General features: G+C 69.9%; 15 protein-coding genes. 8 read left to right on the forward strand and 7 right to left on the reverse strand.

Annotated elements, in window-relative coordinates; genetic code table 11:
* Positions 1–8: 8 nt before the first annotated feature.
* A complete protein-coding gene (locus CGR01S_RS10335) occupies positions 9–551 on the reverse strand; it encodes a hypothetical protein (RefSeq protein WP_042426261.1) in 543 nt (180 codons plus the stop codon).
* Positions 548–1,243 (reverse strand): hypothetical protein, encoded by a 696-nt coding sequence (locus CGR01S_RS10340; protein ID WP_052382541.1) that lies wholly within the window; start codon positions 1,241–1,243, stop codon positions 548–550. Before CGR01S_RS10340 ends, CGR01S_RS10335 begins: the two co-directional genes overlap by 4 nt.
* A gap of 264 nt (positions 1,244–1,507) precedes the next feature.
* Between CGR01S_RS10340 and CGR01S_RS10345 the strand changes: the two genes are divergently transcribed.
* Positions 1,508–2,938: a DEAD/DEAH box helicase gene (locus CGR01S_RS10345; protein WP_042426264.1), complete on the forward strand. Its 1,431-nt coding sequence runs from the start codon at positions 1,508–1,510 to the stop codon at positions 2,936–2,938.
* Between the two features lie 86 nt (positions 2,939–3,024).
* On the opposite strand, the gene CGR01S_RS10350 is transcribed toward CGR01S_RS10345, so the two are convergent.
* Complete coding sequence (locus CGR01S_RS10350; protein ID WP_042426267.1) at positions 3,025–3,867, reverse strand: symmetrical bis(5'-nucleosyl)-tetraphosphatase; 843 nt, start codon at positions 3,865–3,867, stop codon at positions 3,025–3,027.
* A gap of 24 nt (positions 3,868–3,891) precedes the next feature.
* Here CGR01S_RS10350 and CGR01S_RS10355 point away from each other — a divergent pair, with 24 nt between their 5' ends.
* The 3 genes from CGR01S_RS10355 (at position 3,892) to CGR01S_RS10365 (ending at position 8,702) form a co-directional block, all read left to right on the forward strand.
* Entirely contained in the window at positions 3,892–5,181 is a 1,290-nt protein-coding gene (locus CGR01S_RS10355) for a hemolysin family protein (protein ID WP_042426270.1), read from the forward strand.
* A gap of 118 nt (positions 5,182–5,299) precedes the next feature.
* The gene (locus CGR01S_RS10360; protein ID WP_042426273.1) at positions 5,300–5,587 is read left to right on the forward strand and encodes an H-NS histone family protein; all 288 of its coding nucleotides are present in this window, start codon (positions 5,300–5,302) and stop codon (positions 5,585–5,587) included.
* A gap of 181 nt (positions 5,588–5,768) precedes the next feature.
* Entirely contained in the window at positions 5,769–8,702 is a 2,934-nt protein-coding gene (locus CGR01S_RS10365; protein ID WP_042426276.1) for an aconitate hydratase, read from the forward strand.
* Positions 8,703–8,813: 111 nt separating this feature from the next.
* On the opposite strand, the gene CGR01S_RS10370 is transcribed toward CGR01S_RS10365, so the two are convergent.
* Positions 8,814–10,010, reverse strand: a complete 1,197-nt coding sequence (locus CGR01S_RS10370) for a serine hydrolase domain-containing protein (protein WP_084690632.1) — start codon at positions 10,008–10,010, stop codon at positions 8,814–8,816.
* 12 nt (positions 10,011–10,022) lie between these two features.
* Positions 10,023–10,442 (reverse strand): hypothetical protein, encoded by a 420-nt coding sequence (locus tag CGR01S_RS10375; protein ID WP_042426351.1) that lies wholly within the window; start codon positions 10,440–10,442, stop codon positions 10,023–10,025.
* 104 nt (positions 10,443–10,546) lie between these two features.
* Between CGR01S_RS10375 and polA the strand changes: the two genes are divergently transcribed.
* The 3 genes from polA (at position 10,547) to CGR01S_RS10390 (ending at position 15,397) form a co-directional block, all read left to right on the forward strand.
* Entirely contained in the window at positions 10,547–13,336 is a 2,790-nt protein-coding gene (polA, locus tag CGR01S_RS10380; RefSeq protein ID WP_042426279.1) for a DNA polymerase I, read from the forward strand.
* 117 nt (positions 13,337–13,453) lie between these two features.
* Positions 13,454–14,353 carry a dienelactone hydrolase family protein gene (locus CGR01S_RS10385; protein WP_042426282.1) on the forward strand — a complete coding sequence of 300 codons (900 nt, stop codon included), beginning with the start codon at positions 13,454–13,456 and terminating at the stop codon, positions 14,351–14,353.
* A 195-nt stretch (positions 14,354–14,548) separates the two neighbouring features.
* The gene (locus CGR01S_RS10390) at positions 14,549–15,397 is read left to right on the forward strand and encodes a ZIP family metal transporter (protein ID WP_042426284.1); all 849 of its coding nucleotides are present in this window, start codon (positions 14,549–14,551) and stop codon (positions 15,395–15,397) included.
* Between the two features lie 28 nt (positions 15,398–15,425).
* On the opposite strand, the gene CGR01S_RS10395 is transcribed toward CGR01S_RS10390, so the two are convergent.
* Together CGR01S_RS10395 and CGR01S_RS10400 are read right to left on the reverse strand one after the other, a co-directional pair.
* A complete protein-coding gene (locus CGR01S_RS10395; RefSeq protein WP_042426287.1) occupies positions 15,426–16,208 on the reverse strand; it encodes an SAM-dependent methyltransferase in 783 nt (260 codons plus the stop codon).
* The gene (locus CGR01S_RS10400) at positions 16,205–16,804 is read right to left on the reverse strand and encodes a Maf family nucleotide pyrophosphatase (RefSeq protein WP_042426290.1); all 600 of its coding nucleotides are present in this window, start codon (positions 16,802–16,804) and stop codon (positions 16,205–16,207) included. Before CGR01S_RS10400 ends, CGR01S_RS10395 begins: the two co-directional genes overlap by 4 nt.
* A 25-nt stretch (positions 16,805–16,829) precedes the next feature.
* Here CGR01S_RS10400 and CGR01S_RS10405 point away from each other — a divergent pair, with 25 nt between their 5' ends.
* Entirely contained in the window at positions 16,830–17,390 is a 561-nt protein-coding gene (locus CGR01S_RS10405; protein WP_042426293.1) for a YceD family protein, read from the forward strand.
* Positions 17,391–17,738: the final 348 nt, after the last annotated feature.

Here is a 17,738-nt window from a genome sequence, read left to right on the forward strand (position 1 = left end):
GGCCGGGGTCAGTCCAGCGTCTGCTGGAAATCACCCTCGGCCTGGAGGGTGCGGCTGCCGTCCGCGGTGGCGAGCTGCAGCACGAAGCGTCCGGCGATGTGGCGGTTGTCGACCGTGTCCACGATGAACTCGCCCGACCGGGTGACGTACTCGGCCCGCGGCAACTGCTGCCCCGTGGGGACGAGGACCATGAAGCCGCGCTTGCCGTCCGGCACGGCGGCCGGCATGTCCCGGTGCAGCGGCAGCACGGCGTAGCGGCCGGGCTGCAGCGCGGCCGCGTGAAAGTCGCCCAGGACCACGGCCAGGTCAAAGGGCAGGTGGTCCGAAGGCGGGTCGGTGAACAGGCCGAGGCTTGCCTGGGTCCGCGCCGGGTCGCTCTGCACGCGCGCCCACTGCACCTGGGGGATGTGGAACTGGCCGTTCAGCGCGCCCGACAGGCGCAGGCGAAAGCTGGGCGCCGCCGGTTCGGCGTGCGCGGGCAGGCCCGGGCCCAGGGTCAGCAGCACGCCCGCGCAGGCGGCGGCCAGGGAGGCGGTCAGGGTTTTTTTCATTCCATCCTCAACACACTTGCGTAGCCGTCGTGGTCGCCGGTCTGCTCGCTGGCCAGGTCGAGCCGGTTGTCCAGGCCGAGGCAGCCGAGGTAGCGCACGCCCGCGTGCTGCACCAGCGCGGCCTGCATGCTGTTGCGCGACTGGCGGAAGGACACGTAGTCGTGCGCCACGCCCTTTTCGCGGCTGGAGGCGCCTATCCACACGCGCCCCGCCGCCCCCGGGTAGGGGCCGAAGAAGCGCGCGTGGTTGTTGGAGAAGGCCCACATATAGTCGGAGAAGGCGTGGTCCTTGAGGGCCGGCTGCTGGGCATACAGCTTGCCGTCCATCCTGCCGGAGTAGCCGCTGCTGTGGCCCGGGCGCGGGGCGTAGCCCGCGCGACTGAAGGCGTCGACCAGGCGGCGCGCAGCGTCCTCGTCGTTGCCGGCCGCGGCGTCGATGACGATCATGTTGATGGGCTCGCGCATCAGCCGCCCGTCGGCCAGCTTGCGCCCCAGCCAGGAGGCGTACTGGCTGGGGTCGTCCTTGTCGATCATGAAGCCGTCGATGGCCGGCAGCGTGGCGGCCACGCTGGGCGCCACGGCGGCGCAGCCCGGGCCGGGCGCATGCAGGGAGGAACACGCGGCAAGGCCGGCGCAGCCCGCCAGGAGCAGGGCACGGCGCAGGCTGGACAGCAGGGGAGGGGGCAGGGCCATCGGCATGGTGGGTAAAGGGGTTGCAGCAGGGCAGCCGGGCCTGCCGGCCGCCGGGGCCAGCGGCTTGCGGCGCCGGGGTGCAAAAACTTTAGCATGGACGCGCGCCGTGTGCAGCGCTGCGCCCCCGCAGGGCAAGACACCGCTGCAGGGCGCGCTGGTTCTGCCTCGACAGCTATGGAGACCATAGCGCACGCGGCCTGTGCCCGGCCCCCCGGACGCCGCGCCTGGGCGTTTGCGCCTCGCAGTGCGACAATACCGGGTTACATGACCACTTCCTATTCCAATCTATCGCTGGCGGAACCGCTCAAGCGTGCCGTGGCCGACATGGGCTACGAGACCATGACGCCCATCCAGGCCCAGGCCATTCCCGTGGTGCTCACGGGCAAGGACGTGATGGGCGCGGCGCAGACGGGCACGGGCAAGACGGCGGCGTTCTCGCTGCCGCTGCTGCAGCGCCTGCTCAAGCATGAAAACAGCTCGGCCTCGCCCGCGCGCCATCCGGTGCGCGCACTGGTGCTGCTGCCCACGCGCGAACTGGCCGACCAGGTGGCCCAGCAGATCGCGCTGTACGCCAAATACACCAAGCTGCGCAGCACCGTGGTGTTTGGCGGCATGGACATGAAGCCCCAGACGCTGGAGCTCAAGAAGGGCGTCGAGGTGCTGGTGGCCACGCCCGGCCGCCTGCTGGACCACATCGAGGCCAAGAACGCCGTGCTCAACCAGGTTGAGTACGTGGTGCTCGACGAGGCCGACCGCATGCTCGACATCGGCTTCCTGCCCGACCTGCAGCGCATCCTGTCCTACCTGCCCAAGCAGCGCACCACGCTGCTGTTCTCGGCCACCTTCTCGCCCGAGATCAAGCGCCTGGCGGGCAGCTACCTGCAGGACCCGGTGACCATCGAGGTCGCGCGGCCCAACGAGACGGCTTCCACCGTGGAGCAGCATTTCTACAGCGTGGGCGACGAGGACAAGCGCCGCGCCGTGCACCAGGTGCTGCGCACGCGCGGGCTCAAGCAGGCCTTCATCTTCGTCAACAGCAAGCTCGGCTGCGCGCGCCTGGCCCGCAGCCTGGAGCGCGAGGGCCTCAAGACGACCGCGCTGCACGGCGACAAGAGCCAGGACGAGCGCCTCAAGGCGCTGGACGCCTTCAAGCAGGGGGCGGTCGATCTGCTCGTGTGCACCGACGTGGCCGCGCGCGGCCTGGACATCAAGGACGTGCCCGCGGTGTTCAACTTCGACGTGCCCTTCAACGCCGAGGACTATGTGCACCGCATCGGCCGCACGGGCCGCGCCGGGGCCTCGGGCCTGGCGGTGACGCTGGTCTCGGGCAGCGATGCGCGCCTGGTCGCCGACATCGAGAAGCTGCTGAAGAAGAAGATCGAGGTCGAGGCGCTGGAATTCGACGAGGACCGCCCGCGCGGGCGCATCAACGACGGCCGGCGCCACTGGCAGGGCAGCGACGAAGCCGCCGCCGAGCCGCGCGCGGCCCGCGCACCCCGCAGCCCCGCGCGCGCAGCCCCGGTGGCGCCGCGCGACCCCTTCTTCGACCGGCCCTACGAGGCCCCCGCCGACCTGCCCCAGCAGCCCGCCTGGGAGGCGGCCGACCGCGCCTCCAAGGGCCGCCTGTCGCCCAACATCAAGGCCTCCCGGCGCAAGCTCGCCGCGCTGTTCAAGGCCCCGGACGTGACCGCCTGAGTCCAGTCCGGGTTTTTGCCGTGAAAAGTCCCTCCAGCGCCCTGCCAGAGAGCGCTGGAAGCTATCAATAAAATAGCAGAATGGAATCAGCCCGGGCGCTGCGCCTGCGGGCAGGGCACCTGCAGCAGTTCGCGCTCGGCCAGCGTGGCGCCAAAGCGCACCGCGCTGAGCTGCCCGCCCCACACGCAGCCGGTGTCCAGCGCCAGCAGGTCGGGCCGGTTCAGATGGCCCAGGGTGGACCAATGCCCGAAGGCCAGCAGGCTGCCGGCCGTGCGCCGGCCCGGCACGTCGAACCAGGGCAGCAAGCCGGCGGGTGCCTGCTGGGCGCTTTCGGTGCTCTCGAAATCCATGACCCCCGCGGGCGAGCAAAAGCGCAGCCGCGTGAGCGCGTTGACGATCACGCGCAGGCGCTCGATGCCGCCGAGCTGCTCGCTCCAGCGGTCGGGCTGGTTGCCGTACATCTGCTGCAGAAAACCGGGCAGATCGCTGCTGCGCAGCACGGCGTGCACCTCGGCGGCCAGGCGCAGCACATCGTCCGCGCTCCAGGCGGGCAGGGCGCCGGCGTGCAGCAGGGTCAGCGTGGCGCCACCGTGCGGGTGCGCCATGGCCAGGGGCTGGCGGCGCAGCCATTCGAGCAGGGCCGCGCGGTCGGGTGCCTGCAGCACCGAGTCCAGCGTGTCGCGGCGCGAGGGCGCGCGCGCACCGTGCGCCGCGGCCAGCAGGTGCAGGTCGTGGTTGCCCAGCAGGCAGCACAGCGCGCCCTCGTGCGCCATGCAGCGGCGCAGCACGGCGGCGGAGTCGGGACCGCGGTTGACCAGGTCGCCCAGCAGGTAGACCGTGTCGCGGCTGGGAGAAAAGTCGATGCGTTCGAGCAGGCGCGCCAGCGCGGCGTCGCAGCCCTGCACATCGCCGATACAGTAAAGTGCCATGGTGATTTTTGTAACTTTTGCGGTATGGATTTTCTGCTGATTGCCTTGCTGACGCTGCTCAATGGCCTCTTCGCCATGTCCGAGCTGGCGCTCGCCTCCAGCCGCAAGGCACGCCTGTCGGCCATGGCCCAGGCCGGCGACAAAGGCGCGCAGGCGGCCCTGGGCCTGCTCGACAACCCCACGCAGTTCCTTTCCTCGGTGCAGGTGGGGATCACTTCCATCGGCATGCTCAACGGCATCATCGGCGAGGCGGCGTTCAGCGACGATCTCTCCGCCCTGCTGCTGTCTCTGGGCATGCCCAAGGGGGGCGCCAGCATCGTGGCCACGGCCATCGTGGTCACGCTCATCACCTTCATCACCATTGTCTTCGGCGAGCTCGTGCCCAAGCGCATCGGGCAGCTCTACCCCGAGGCCGTCTCGCGCCTGATGGCGCGCCCCATGGCCTGGGTGGCGCGCGTGGCCAAGCCCTTCGTGCGCCTGCTCTCGCTCTCCACCCAGGGCGTGCTCGCCGTGCTGCGCGTGGACAACACCGCCGCGCGCACCGTGACCGAGGAGGAGATCGCCGCCAGCCTGGAGGAAGGGCGCGAGGCTGGCGTCATCGAGCAGCACGAGCACCAGATGGTGCAGAACGTCTTTCGCCTCGACGACCGGCCGCTCACCTCGCTCATGGTGCCGCGCAGCGACGTGCACTGGCTCGACGCCGCCTGCACCCCGGCTGAGGCGCTGCAGCAGGCCAGCGCGGGCAGCACCATGGGCGCGCATTCGTGGTACCCCGTGTGCCGGGGTTCGCTCGACGAGGTGGTCGGCATCATCAGCGTGGCACATTTGCTCGAACTCGGCGCCGCGCACCCGCAGCCCATCGGCGCGCATGTGCAGGCCGCCACCTTCGTCCCCGAGACCCTGAGCGGCATGGAACTGCTGGAGCAGTTTCGCGAGCGTGCCGGGCGCATGGTGTTCGTGGTCGATGAATACGGCGTGGTCCAGGGCATCATGACGCCGCGCGACCTGCTCGAAGCCATCACCGGTGAATTGCAGAGCGCCGCCCCCCAGGACGCCTGGGCCGTGCTGCGCGAGGACGGAACCTGGCTGCTCGACGGCCTGGTGCCCATTGCCGAGCTCAAGGCGCGCCTCGATATTCGTGACCTGCCCTCGGAGGATAAAGGCCGCTATAACACTCTGGCGGGTTTATTGCTTTCGGAAATGGGGCATTTGCCGGCGGTGAGTGAGCGCATAGCCTGTGCGGGCTGGATATTCGAGGTGGTCGATTTGGATGGCAAGCGCATTGACAAGGTGCTGGCATATCCCGAGACTTGATTCCCGGGCCGGATAATGGGTGGCGCCCAGCATTCCGCGCAGAAGATGACAGAATAATTAAAAACAGGTATATAATTTTTCCGTTCAGCGACCACCCACCCACCACCCCAATACCACCATGGACGATTACAAAGAACTCCTCAAGCAGCGCGAAACGCTGGAGCAGCGCATCCAGGCTGCGCGCCAAGCCGCCATCGCGGGCGCCATCGAGCAGGTGCGGGCCCTTGTTGCCGAGTTTGATTTGACGCCGCAGGACGTTTTTCCGCCCGCCCGCGGCCGCAGTGCCGCCGCCGGCACCAAGGTGGCGCCCAAATACCGCGACCCCGCCACGGGTAAAACCTGGACCGGCCGGGGCAAGCCGCCCGACTGGATTCGCGGCCAGGACCGCGCGCAATTCGCCATTTGAATCTGCCGCCGGCCCCGCGTGTGCAAAGTCCGCCTCTGGCGGACTTTTGTTTTATGCGGGTGGATATTCCCCATTTCCCATTGGCCGGGCAGGGGTGTCCCATGCCCGCGCCGGCCACCAGGCCATTGCGGCTTTTGCCAGCAGTGCCAAAATGCCTCTACCCATTCTTGGAGGTCGATCCATGGCGACACGCACTGCAACCCCGCGCCACCCGTTTGCCCCTGTGGTCAAGCCGCTGGCCCTGGCATCCGGCAAAAAAGGCCGGTTCTTTTCCCTGCCTGCATTGGCCCGGCAATACCCGGGCGTGCGGCGCCTGCCCCTGTCCCTGCGCGTGGTGCTTGAGGCCGTGCTGCGCCATTGCGACGGCCGCAAGATCACCCCGGAGCATGTGGTCCAGTTGGCCCAGTGGCAGCCGCGCGCCGAGCGCCAGGACGAAATCCCCTTCGTGCTGGCGCGTGTGGTGCTGCAGGACTTCACCGGCGTGCCCCTGCTGGCCGACCTGGCCGCCATGCGCAGCACGGCGGCGCGCCTGGGGCGCGACCCGCGCCGCATCGAGCCGCTGGTGCCCGTGGACCTGGTGGTGGACCACTCCATCATGGTCGACCACTACGGCAGCAAGAAGGCGCTGGACCTGAACATGAAGCTCGAATTCCAGCGCAACCGCGAGCGCTACGAGTTCATGAAATGGGGCATGCAGGCCTTCGACACCTTCCGCGTCGTGCCGCCGGGCTTCGGCATCGTGCACCAGGTCAACCTGGAATACCTGGCGCGCGGCGTGCACCGCACGGCCGACGGCGTGTACTACCCCGACACCCTGGTCGGCACCGACAGCCACACCACCATGATCAACGGCATCGGCGTCGTGGGCTGGGGCGTGGGCGGCATCGAGGCCGAAGCCGCCATGCTGGGCCAGCCGCTGTACTTCCTCACGCCCGACGTGGTGGGCATGGAGCTCACCGGGCGGCTGCGCGAGGGCGTCACGGCCACCGACCTGGTGCTCACCGTGACCGAGCTGCTGCGCCGCCACAAGGTGGTGGGCAAGTTCGTGGAGTTCTTCGGCGAGGGCACGCGCACGCTCTCCGTGCCCGACCGCGCCACCATCGGCAATATGGCGCCCGAGTACGGCGCGACCATGGGCTTTTTCCCGGTCGACGAGAAGACCGTCGATTACCTGCGCGGCACGGGCCGCACGGCGGCCGAGATCGAGGCCTTCGAGGCCTACTTCAAGGCGCAGGACATGTTCGGCGTGCCCCGGGCGGGCGAGATCGATTACTCCGAGGTTGTCACGCTGGACCTGTCCACCGTCACGCCCAGCCTGGCCGGCCCCAAGCGCCCGCAGGACCGCATCGAGCTGGGGCAGGTCAAGCAGCAGTTCACCACCCTGTTCAGCCAGCCCGTGGCCGCCAACGGCTTCAACCAGCCGGCCGAGCGCCTGGGCCAGCGCTACCGCGTGGGCTGCGGCGTGGGCGATGCGGCCGCCGAGGCGCAGCAACCCCAGCCCGGCGCGGCGCGCAATGTGGTCGAGATGGTGGGCAACCGTCCCGCGCGCGCCGCCGCGCAGGCGCCGCACCCGGCCCCGCAGGTGTGCGCCGTGCCCGAAGATGCTGCACAGGCGCTCACCGTGGGCCATGGCGACGTGCTGATCGCCGCCATCACGAGCTGCACCAACACCTCCAACCCCAGCGTGCTGCTCGCCGCGGGCCTGCTGGCCCAGAAGGCGGTGCAGGCCGGGCTCAAGGTGCAGCCGCACATCAAGACCTCGCTGGCGCCGGGCTCGCGCATCGTGACCGAGTACCTCAGCGAGACCGGTCTGCTGCCCTACCTCGAAAAGCTGGGCTTTGCCGTGGCGGGCTATGGCTGCACGACCTGCATCGGCAACGCGGGCGACCTCACGCCCGAGCTCAACGAGGCCATCACCGCCAACGACCTGGTCTGCGCGGCCGTGCTCTCGGGCAACCGCAATTTCGAGGCGCGCATCCACCCCAACCTCAAGGCCAACTTCCTCGCCAGCCCGCCGCTGGTGGTGGCCTACGCCATCGCGGGCACCGTGCTCAAGGACTTGATGACCGAGCCCGTGGGCCTGGGCCGGCGCGGCCGCCCGGTGTACCTGGGCGAGATCTGGCCGAGCAGCGATGAAATCCACGCCCTGCTCAAGCACGCCATGAAGGGCAAGGCCTTCCGCGAGAACTACGCCCGCGTGGCCCAAGAGCCGGGCAAGCTGTGGGAGCGCATCCACGGCATGGGCGGCACGACCTACCACTGGCCCGAGAGCACCTACATCGCCCAGCCGCCGTTCTTCGATCAGTTTGCTATTGAAAAAGTAGCTGCTGGCGCAGGTGGTTCAAGCGCTGCAGGCCCAAATGATGCTGTATCCGTGGCCGTGCAGGGCGCGCGCATCATGGCGCTGTTCGGCGACTCCATCACCACCGACCACATCTCGCCCGCAGGCTCCATCAAGGAGAACTCCCCCGCGGGCCAGTGGCTGCGCGCGCACGGCGTGCTGCCGCAGGACTTCAACAGCTACGGCTCGCGCCGCGGCAACCACGAAGTCATGGTACGCGGCACCTTTGCCAACGTGCGCATCAAGAACCTCATGATCCCGCCGCGTGCCGACGGCGGGCGCGAGGAGGGCGGGGTCACGCTGTTCCAGGGCGACGGCCCGCTGCACGGCGAGAAGGTGTCCATCTTCGACGCCGCCACGCGCTACCTGGCGCAGGGCGTGCCCACGGTGGTGTTCGCGGGCGAGGAGTACGGCACGGGATCGAGCCGCGACTGGGCGGCCAAGGGAACGCAGCTCCTGGGCATCAAGGCCGTGGTGGCCAGGAGCTTCGAGCGCATCCACCGCAGCAACCTCGTGGGCATGGGCGTGCTGCCGCTGCAGTTCCAGCCGGGCGATTCCTGGGAGTCGCTGGGCCTGACCGGGGCCGAGCGCATCGACCTGCTGCCCGACGCCGCCCTCACGCCGCGCAGCCCGGCACGCCTGGTGGTGTACCGGCCCGACGGCACGCGCCAGGAGGTGACCGTGTTGCTGCGCATCGACACCCCCATCGAGGCCGACTACTACCGCGCCGGCGGCATCCTGCCCTACGTGCTGCGGCAGTTGCTGGAAGGGTAGGGGCGCGCTCCCGGCGCGGCGGGGCGGCCCTTGCGCCGGAGCGCTGGCCTTGGGCGCGCCAGGTTCGTGGGCCGCGGGTCGGTCAAGCGGATGGGGGGCTGGCGTTGGCCTTCAGCGCTCGGCGTCCACGGCCTGCTGCACGGCCTTGTAGAAGGCTTCGCGCGCCTCGCTCTCCTGGGGCGAGCTGGCACCCCCGGCCCAGTTGGCGTTGGAGGCGATCACGAGCTGGCGCTTGGGGTCGATGAAGATGCCCTGGCCAAAGATGCCGCGTGCGGCGAAGCTGCCGTCGTCGTAGGTCCACCATTGGTAGCCGTAGCCGCGCCCGGGCTTGCCGATGTCGGCGCGCTTGGCCGTGGCCTCCTGCAGCCAGCCGTCGGGCAGGATGGACTGGCCCTGCACGCGCGCGCCTTCGAGGATGAACTGCCCCATGCGCGCATAGTCGCGCGCGGCGGCCTGGATGCAGCAGCCGCTGATCTCCTGGCCCGTCTTGCTCAGGATCCAGGTGGCCTGCTGCTCCATGCCGGCGGGCTTCCAGATCTTTTCTTCCAGGTACTGCGCCAGGGGCTTGCCCGTCGCCTCGCTCACGAGGATGCCCACCAGGTTGGTCTCGCCCGTGCTGTAGAGCCAGCGCTCGCCTGCGGGCGCGGCACGCGGCAACTGGCGCAGGTAGCTCACGATGGCGGCCACGCCGGGCTCGGGCTGGTGGTTGTTGAACTTCGCCACGTCGGAGTTCGGGTCGCCGTAGTCCTCGTTCCAGCGCACGCCCGAGGTCATGGTGAGCAGTTGGCGGATGCTCACGTCGTCATAGGCCGAGCCCTTCATCTGCGTGATGTAGTCGCTGACCTTGTCGTCCATGCTCTTGATGTAGCCGTCCTTGAGCGCCGCGCCGACCAGCGTGGAGGTGAAGGACTTGGCCACGGAAAAGCTGGTCCAGCGCCCGCCGGCGTCGAAGTCCAGCCCGTAGCGCTCCAGGCGCAGGCGGCCGCCCTGCACGATGAGCAGGGCGCTGCTGCGCTGCCCGGCCATGTAGGCGTCCACGTCCACCGGCAGGGCCAGGGGCGCGCCGGCAGGCAGGGCGCGCGGCGTGTTGCCCGCCTGCACCACGCGCCACTGGGCCAGCAGCGGGATGCGGTCGAGCGCGCGGAAGGCGGCGTCGCGCTGCGGCACGCTCCAGAACAGCAGGTCGCGGTTGGTCGGCACGGTCTTGAGCAGGCCGCGGGTTTCCTTGTCCAGGCTGAACCAGCCCGCGGTGCCGGCCAGGCCCAGGGCGAGCAGCGTGCCCAGGGCGATCTTGCGCAGTGTCTTCACGGCATGCTCCCTTTACTTGGCGGCGGCGCAGGTGCCCGCCTGGCAGGTGGTGGTGTGCTGGGCGATGAGCTGGCGGTAGTTCTGGCCCATGCGCCCCATTTGCGCGCAGACTTCGCCGCGCGCGTCGAAGGCGTAGCCTTCGGCGCCGCTGGCATTGAGCATCTCCACGCGCGCCAGGCCGTAGCTGGCGAACTGCTGCGGGTTGCGCCACTGCCCGGCGCAAATGCTGTGGAAGATGAAGCTCGAATACACCAGCTCGCTGAGCTGCGGCTTGTCCACCTGCAGGCGCAGCACGCCCTGGTGCATCTGGGCCGACTTCAGGCCATTGCCCTGCAGCGGCTTGTGCAGCCCCTCGGGCACGTTGGTGAATTGCGGCTGCGCGAGCGCCAGGGCCGGGGCGGCCGCCAGCAGCAGGGCGGAGAGGGTCTTCATGGCAGGCATCCTTGGTTGCGAGTGCAAGCCGGACATTGTGCCGAGTTCCGCGCCGCTGCGGTGCCCGGGACTGCCCGGGGGCGCGCGTGTGCACAATCGCGCGCATGAGCGACAAAAAAACCCTGCTGCTGGTCGATGGCTCCAGCTACCTGTACCGCGCCTTCCATGCCATGCCGGACCTGCGCGCCGTGCCGGGCGACCCCGCCAGCCCGGCCACGGGCGCCATCCGCGGCATGGTCAACATGATGCAGGCGCTGAGGAAGGAGGTGCAGGCCGACTACGCCGCCTGCGTGTTCGATGCCTCCGGCCCCACCTTCCGCGACGCCCTCTACCCCGAATACAAGGCGCACCGCGCGCCCATGCCCGAGGACCTGCGCGCGCAGATCGCGCCCATCCACGAGGTCGTGCGCCTGCTGGGCTGGACGGTGCTGGACGTGCCCGGCGTGGAGGCCGACGACGTGATCGGCACCCTGGCCGTGACCGCCGCGCGCCAGGGCGTGGAGGTGATCGTCAGCAGCGGCGACAAGGACCTGGCGCAGCTCGTGAACGAGCACATCACCATCATCGACACCATGAGCGGCAAGCGCCGCGACCTGGCGGGCGTGCAGGCCGAGTTCGGCGTGCCCGCGCAACTGATGGTGGACTTCCAGACCCTGGTGGGCGACGCCATCGACAACGTGCCCGGGGTGGACAAGGTCGGCCCCAAGACGGCGGCCAAGTGGCTGCAGGAATACGGCTCGCTCGACGGCGTGGTGCAGCATGCCGGCCAGATCAAGGGCGTGGCGGGCGAGAACCTGCGCAAGGCGCTGGATTGGCTGCCCACGGGCCGGCAACTGCTCACCATCAAGACCGACTGCGATCTTGGGGAGCATGTGGCCGGCCTGCCTGCTCTCGATTCGATAGCTATCGGCGTACCGCAGACGGACGCTTTGCGCGATTTTTATGAGAAATACGGCTTCAAGGGCCTGGCGCGCGCGCTGCAGGCCCCGGCCAGCGCGGCGCCTGCGCCTGCGGCCGCCCGGCCCGGCGAGAGCGGTGACCTGTTCGCCGACCACTCGGCCAGCGTGCTGGCCGCGGCCGCGCAGCACCGCACGGTGGTCTACGACACCATCCTGAACTGGCCCGACTTCGACCGCTGGCTGCAGCGCCTGCAGCAGGCCGAGCTGGTGGCGCTGGACACCGAGACCACCTCGCTGGACGACATGCGCGCCGAGATCGTGGGCCTGTCCTTCAGCGTGCAGCCGGGCGAGGCGGCCTACATCCCGCTGGCGCACAACGGGCCGGACGCGCCCGCGCAACTGCCGCGCGCCGAGGTGCTGGCACGCCTCAAGCCCTGGCTGGAAGACCCGCGGCGGCCCAAGCTGGGCCAGCACATCAAGTACGACCGCCACGTGCTGGCCAACCACGGCATCGAGGTGCGCGGCTACGTGCACGACACCATGCTGCAGAGCTACGTGCTCGAGGTGCACAAGCCGCACAACCTCGCCAGCCTGGCCGAGCGCCACACCGGCCGCACCGGCCTGAGCTACGAGGACCTGTGCGGCAAGGGCGCGCACCAGATTCCGTTCACGCAGGTGCCGGTGGACAAGGCCGCGGCCTACGCCTGCGAGGACGCCGACCAGACCCTGGACGTGCACCGCGCGCTGTGGCCGCTCCTGCAGGCGCACGACCCGCTGCGCGCCATCTACGCGCTGGAGATCGAGAGCAGCGAGGTGCTCTACCGCATGGAGCGCAATGGCGTGCTCATCGACGCCGAGCAGCTCGCGCAGCAAAGCCACCAACTGGGCCAGCGCATCGTGCAACTGGAGCAGGAGGCCTACGCCATCGCCGGCCAGCCTTTCAACCTCTCCAGCCCCAAGCAACTGGGCGAGATCTTCTTCGACAAGCTGGGCCTGCCCGTGGTCAAGAAGACCGCCACCGGCGCGCGCAGCACCGACGAGGAAGTGCTGGAGAAACTCGCCGAGGACTACCCCCTGCCGGCCAAGATCCTGGAGCACCGCAGCCTCTCCAAGCTCAAGGGCACCTATACCGACAAGCTCGGGCAACTGGCCCTGCCGCGCACGGGCCGCGTGCACACGCACTACGCGCAGGCCGTGGCCGTCACGGGGCGGCTGTCGAGCAACGAGCCCAATCTGCAGAACATCCCCGTGCGCACGCCCGAAGGGCGGCGCATCCGCGAGGCCTTCGTCGCCCCGCCGGGGCGCCTGATCGCCAGCTGCGACTACTCGCAGATCGAGCTGCGCATCATGGCCCACCTGAGCGGCGACCAGGCCCTGCTGCACGCCTTCCAGCAGGGCCTGGACGTGCACCGCGCCACGGCGGCCGAGGTGTTCGGCGTGCCCGTGGAGCAGGTCACCAGCGAGCAGCGCCGCTATGCCAAGGTGATCAACTTCGGCCTCATCTACGGCATGAGCAGCTACGGCCTGGCCAAGAACCTGGGCCTGGACAACCAGGCGGCCAAGAACTACATCGAGCGCTATTTCGAGCGCTACCCCGGCGTGCGCCAGTACATGGACGGCACCAAGGCGCGCGCCAAGTCCCTGGGCTATGTGGAGACCGTGTTCGGCCGCCGCCTGTACCTGCCCGAGATCAACTCGCCCAACGGCCCGCGCCGCGCGGCGGCCGAGCGCGCCGCCATCAACGCCCCCATGCAGGGCACGGCGGCCGACCTCATCAAAATGGCCATGGTGGCCGTGCAAAAGCGCCTGGACCAGGACAGGCCCGGCATCCTCATGGTGCTGCAGGTGCACGACGAACTGGTGTTCGAGCTGCCCGAGGGCGAGGTGGACTGGCTGCGCCGCGAAGTGCCCGCCATCATGGCTGGCGTGGCCGAGCTGCAGGTCCCGCTGCTGGCCGAGGTGGGCGTGGGGCGCAACTGGGAAGAAGCGCACTGAGCCCGGCGCCGCGCATGGCCGCCGCTCGGTCAGGCTTGGCGCTGCGCGCCTGCATGCGGGGCACGATTTTGGTAAGGTGCCAGGGCTGCGGGCGCGGGCCGGCATCGGAGAAACACCATGGTGCGTGAAGACAATCTGCAGGACGGCGTGGCGCTGCTGGACGCCCCCCTGGACGGGGCGGCGGGCGCCAGCCGGCGCACGGCGCTGCACTGGATGCTGGGTGCGGGCTACGCCGCCGCTGCCGGGCCGGTGGCGGCGCAGACGGCCATCGCCACGCCCGCCGACGGCCTGTACGCCGGCGAGGTGGCCTACACCGCCGGCGGCAGCGCGGTGCGCGCCTACCGCGCCGCGCCGCGCGGGCGCAGCAAGCTGCCCGTGGTGCTGGTGGTGTCGGAAATCTTCGGCGTGCACGCCCATATCGCCGACATCTGCCGCCGTCTGGCGCACGCCGGTTACCTGGCGCTGGCGCCCGACCTGTTCCAGCGCCAGGGCGACCCCAGGGCCCATGGCGACATCGCCAGCCTGATGCGCGAGGTCGTGGGCAAGGTGCCGGACGCGCAGGTGCTGGCCGACCTGGACGGCGCCGTGCAATGGGCGACCGCCCACGGCGGCGACGCGGCCCGCGTCGCCATCACCGGTTTCTGCTGGGGCGGGCGCATCACCTGGCTCTACGCGGCGCACGGCCCCGTGCAGGCGGCCGTGGCCTGGTACGGGCGCCTCGTGGGCCAGAGCAGCGCGCTCACGCCGCGCCACCCCGTGGACGTGGTGGACGCGCTCAAGGCGCCGGTGCTGGGGCTGTATGGCGGCAAGGACGAAGGCATCCCGCTGGCCACCGTCGAGCGCATGCAGGCCGCGCTGGCGCAGGGCTCGGCCGCGGCCCAGGCCTCGCGCATCGTGGTCTACCCCGATGCACCGCACGCCTTTCATGCGGACTACCGCCCCAGCTACCGCCAGGCCGCCGCCGAGGACGGCTGGCGCCGCGCGCTCGACTGGTTGCGCCAGCATGGCGTGAGCTAGGGCGCTGTTCGCGCCGGCACCTGGGGTGTGAACCAGGGTGCGCCCGGGCCCGGGCCGCGCACCCCTTGACAGGCTTGCTAAGATCGAACGAGCCTCCGCGCAATGCGGGCGGCCTGCCGCAGCGGCCATGTTGTCGTGCGTCTTGCGCGGCAATCAAAACGCCCTCCAGGGCTTCAAGGGAAAGCGCTTACAGCTATGGTTTTAATAGCAATCATCGCGGCCACGCTGGCTGCCGGTATCGGCAGCGTGTGGCTGGCCGCCTGGCTCATGCACACCCGCCTGGGTGCCCGGCCCGGCGGCGCCAGTGCCCGCCACCTGCTCAGCATGGCCGCCGGGGCGCTGCTGGCCACGGCATTCATGCAATTGCTGCCCGAGGCCTTCGAGGGCCATGTGGGCGCCGAAAGCCTGTTCGCCACGCTGCTCGTGGGGCTGGTGTTTTTCTTCCTGCTCGACAAGGCCGAGCTCTGGCACCACGGGCACGAGCACAGCCAGGCCGCCAGCGTGGCCGCAGCACACGCCGGCCACGCCCACGCCGCGCATGAACACGCCGGTGACGGGCACCACCACGGCCACGCGCACCCGCCAGCCGGCGGCGGCTGGACGGTGCTCACGGGCGACAGCCTGCACTGCTTTGGCGACGGCATCATGATCGCCTCGGCCTTTCTGGCGGACCTGCGCCTGGGCCTGGTGGCGGCGCTGTCGGTGCTGGCGCACGAGGTACCGCACCACATGGGCGACCTGGTGGTGCTGCGCCAGAGCAGCGCCAGCCGCCGCATCGCCCTGCTCAAGGTCTCGCTGGCCGGGGCGGTCACGGCGCTGGGCGGCATCGCCGGTTATTTTCTGGTGAGTCAGTTGCACGACGGCCTGCCCTTTTTCCTCACCGTGGCGGCCAGCAGCTTCATCTACGTGGCCCTGGCCGACCTGATCCCGCAACTGCAGCGCCACCTCTCGGCGCGCGAGACGGTGCAGCAAATCGTCTGGCTGCTGCTGGGCATGGGCATGGTCATGCTGGTGAGCAGCGTGGCGCACAGCCACGCCCACTGACCACGCCCACTGAAGCCGCCGCCGGCGTTCACCGGCCGAGGGCAAAGACCGCGGGCGTGTGCTTGTCCGGGGCCTCGGGCTGTGCGCGCCATTGGCGCACCGTCTGGCTGCGCGTGTGCGCGGTCGCCAGCGTCAGGCCGCTGCTGACGGCCAGGCGCGTGTCCGGCCGCAGGTGCTGCAGGAGCGCCTGCAGCAGCGCGGCATTGCGGTACGGCGTCTCGATGAAGAGCTGCGTCTGCCCGCCCTGCAGCGCCAGCGCCTCCAGCGTGCGGATGCGCGCGGCGCGCTCGGCCGCGTCCTGCGGCAGGTAGCCCACGAAGGCGAAGTTCTGCCCGTTGAGCCCGCTGGCCGCCAGCGCCAGCAGCAGCGAAACCGGGCCCACCAGCGGCACGACCGTGATGCCCAGCGCGTGCGCTGCGCGCACCACCGAGCTGCCCGGGTCGGCCACGGCGGGCATGCCCGCCTCGCTCACCAGGCCCATGTCGTGCCCCTGCAGGGCGCTGTGCAGCAGGGCGCGCGCGTCAAAATCCGCAGCGCCCGGGCTGCCGCCGTGGTCGCCCTTCTTGTGCACTACGTGCGGCAGCTCGGCGATGTGCTGCTGCTGCAGCGGCGCCGCCAGCGGGTACAGGGCGTCAATGCGCTTGAGGTAGGCGCGCGTGCTCTTGGCGTTCTCGCCGATCCAGTGCGTGAGCCGCGCCGCCGTGGCCAGCGTGGCCGCGGGCAGCACATCGGTCAGCGGCATCTGCGCGGCGCAGCCGAAGTCCAGCGGCGCGGGCACCAGGTACAGGCGGCCGGGGGCGGGGGCGCTCATGGCAGGCTCAGCCCCGCGGCGCGCAGCATGCTGCAGGTGCGGATCAGCGGCAGGCCCACCAGGGCCGTGGGGTCGTCGCTCAGGATGGCGTCGAGCAGGCTGATGCCCAGGCCCTCGCTCTTGGCGCTGCCCGCGCAGTCGTAGGGCTGCTCGGCGCGCAGGTAGCGCTCGATCTCGGCGCCGCCCAGGGTGCGAAAGCGCACCTCCACGGCGGCCAGGTCCACCTGCTCGAAGCCCGTGGCCGCGCAGACCACGGCCACGGCCGTCTGGAAGACCACGGTCTGCCCGCTCATCTGCTGCAATTGCGCGGTGGCGCGTTCGTGCGTGCCGGGCTTGCCCAGGCTCTGGCCGTGCAGGTCGGCCACCTGGTCGGAGCCTATGACCACGGCCTCGGGGTGCTGCGCGGCCACGGCCCGCGCCTTGGCCAGCGCCAGGCGCAGGGCCAGCGCGCGCGGGGCCTCGGCGGGCAGGGGGGTTTCATCGACATCGGGGGCGGCCACCGTGAACGGCAGCCCCAGGCGCGCGAGCAGCTCGCGCCGGTAGCGCGAGGTCGAGCCCAAAACCAGAGTGCGGGGCAGGGGGGGGGATTGAAGCATGCGTCGATTCTCTTACACTGCACACATGACCAAGGAATTCCGTCCCGACCGGCTCGACGTCAAGGCATTCGTCTTGGCGGGCGCCAGCCTGCAGGGCCACGAATCCCTGCTGAAGTTCGAGCGCCTGGCCCAGGAAGCCAAGGGCCTGCACCCCGACCTGCGCGTCGATTGGCAGGTGCACGGCGAGTGGCGCCGCGAAACGGGCAACGAGACCGGCCAGCTCTGGTTGCACCTGCAGGTGCAGGCGAGCTTTCCCATGATCTGCCAGCGCTGCCTGGGCCCCGTGGACGTGCCCCTGGAGGTGGACCGGTGGTTCCGCTTCGTCGCCGACGAGGCCACGGCCGAGGCGCTGGACGAGCAGACCGAGGAGGACTTGCTCGTGCTGAGCCGCGAGTTCGACCTGCACGAGCTCATCGAGGACGAACTCCTCATGGCCCTGCCCCTGGTGCCGCGCCACGACGAGTGCCCCACCGCCGTGCGCATGGCCTCCGGCGACGAGGACTTCGAGGCCGCCAGCGCTGCGCGCTCCAACCCCTTTGCTGCGCTGGCCAGCCTGCGCGTGGGCAAGAATGAACCCAAGGGGTGAAATCTGCATGCCATAAGCTTGTTAAACATGCGCGAAGCGCTGGCCTTGGCTTGGTGGGGCAAGGTCCTACCAAGCCAAGGCCATAGCTCCCTCTCTCACCCCGGATAGCTACACTCCACCAGGTGGGCTACGTGGCACGCTTCGCCGTTGTAGCTCCCTCTCTCACCCCGGATAGCTACACTCCGGCGCTGGCAAAGACACCGTTGCCAGCCTGTTGTAGCTCCCTCTCTCACCCCGGATAGCTACACTCGCGGCATAGAAGGCAGGCAGCAACCTTCGTGTTGTAGCTCCCTCTCTCACCCCGGATAGCTACACTCGCCGCCGGTGCCTCCGGCAACAAACATCCCG

Origin of the sequence: Comamonas granuli NBRC 101663 (genome assembly GCF_000739995.1) — a bacterium.
In the GTDB taxonomy this organism is placed as follows: domain Bacteria; phylum Pseudomonadota; class Gammaproteobacteria; order Burkholderiales; family Burkholderiaceae_C; genus Simplicispira; species Simplicispira granuli.

What these genes read in the sequence shown, in the direction of transcription:
- CGR01S_RS10365 (WP_042426276.1), top strand. Translation starts at nt 5,769, where the DNA reads ATGGCGACACGCACTGCAACCCCGCGCCACCCGTTTGCCCCTGTGGTC.
- CGR01S_RS10375 (WP_042426351.1), bottom strand. Translation starts at nt 10,442, where the DNA reads ATGAAGACCCTCTCCGCCCTGCTGCTGGCGGCCGCCCCGGCCCTGGCG.
- CGR01S_RS10350 (WP_042426267.1), bottom strand. Translation starts at nt 3,867, where the DNA reads ATGGCACTTTACTGTATCGGCGATGTGCAGGGCTGCGACGCCGCGCTG.
- CGR01S_RS10395 (WP_042426287.1), bottom strand. Translation starts at nt 16,208, where the DNA reads ATGAGCGCCCCCGCCCCCGGCCGCCTGTACCTGGTGCCCGCGCCGCTG.
- CGR01S_RS10360 (WP_042426273.1), top strand. Translation starts at nt 5,300, where the DNA reads ATGGACGATTACAAAGAACTCCTCAAGCAGCGCGAAACGCTGGAGCAG.
- polA (WP_042426279.1), top strand. Translation starts at nt 10,547, where the DNA reads ATGAGCGACAAAAAAACCCTGCTGCTGGTCGATGGCTCCAGCTACCTG.
- CGR01S_RS10390 (WP_042426284.1), top strand. Translation starts at nt 14,549, where the DNA reads ATGGTTTTAATAGCAATCATCGCGGCCACGCTGGCTGCCGGTATCGGC.
- CGR01S_RS10345 (WP_042426264.1), top strand. Translation starts at nt 1,508, where the DNA reads ATGACCACTTCCTATTCCAATCTATCGCTGGCGGAACCGCTCAAGCGT.
- CGR01S_RS10355 (WP_042426270.1), top strand. Translation starts at nt 3,892, where the DNA reads ATGGATTTTCTGCTGATTGCCTTGCTGACGCTGCTCAATGGCCTCTTC.
- CGR01S_RS10340 (WP_052382541.1), bottom strand. Translation starts at nt 1,243, where the DNA reads ATGGCCCTGCCCCCTCCCCTGCTGTCCAGCCTGCGCCGTGCCCTGCTC.
- CGR01S_RS10405 (WP_042426293.1), top strand. Translation starts at nt 16,830, where the DNA reads ATGACCAAGGAATTCCGTCCCGACCGGCTCGACGTCAAGGCATTCGTC.
- CGR01S_RS10385 (WP_042426282.1), top strand. Translation starts at nt 13,454, where the DNA reads ATGGTGCGTGAAGACAATCTGCAGGACGGCGTGGCGCTGCTGGACGCC.
- CGR01S_RS10400 (WP_042426290.1), bottom strand. Translation starts at nt 16,804, where the DNA reads ATGCTTCAATCCCCCCCCCTGCCCCGCACTCTGGTTTTGGGCTCGACC.
- CGR01S_RS10335 (WP_042426261.1), bottom strand. Translation starts at nt 551, where the DNA reads ATGAAAAAAACCCTGACCGCCTCCCTGGCCGCCGCCTGCGCGGGCGTG.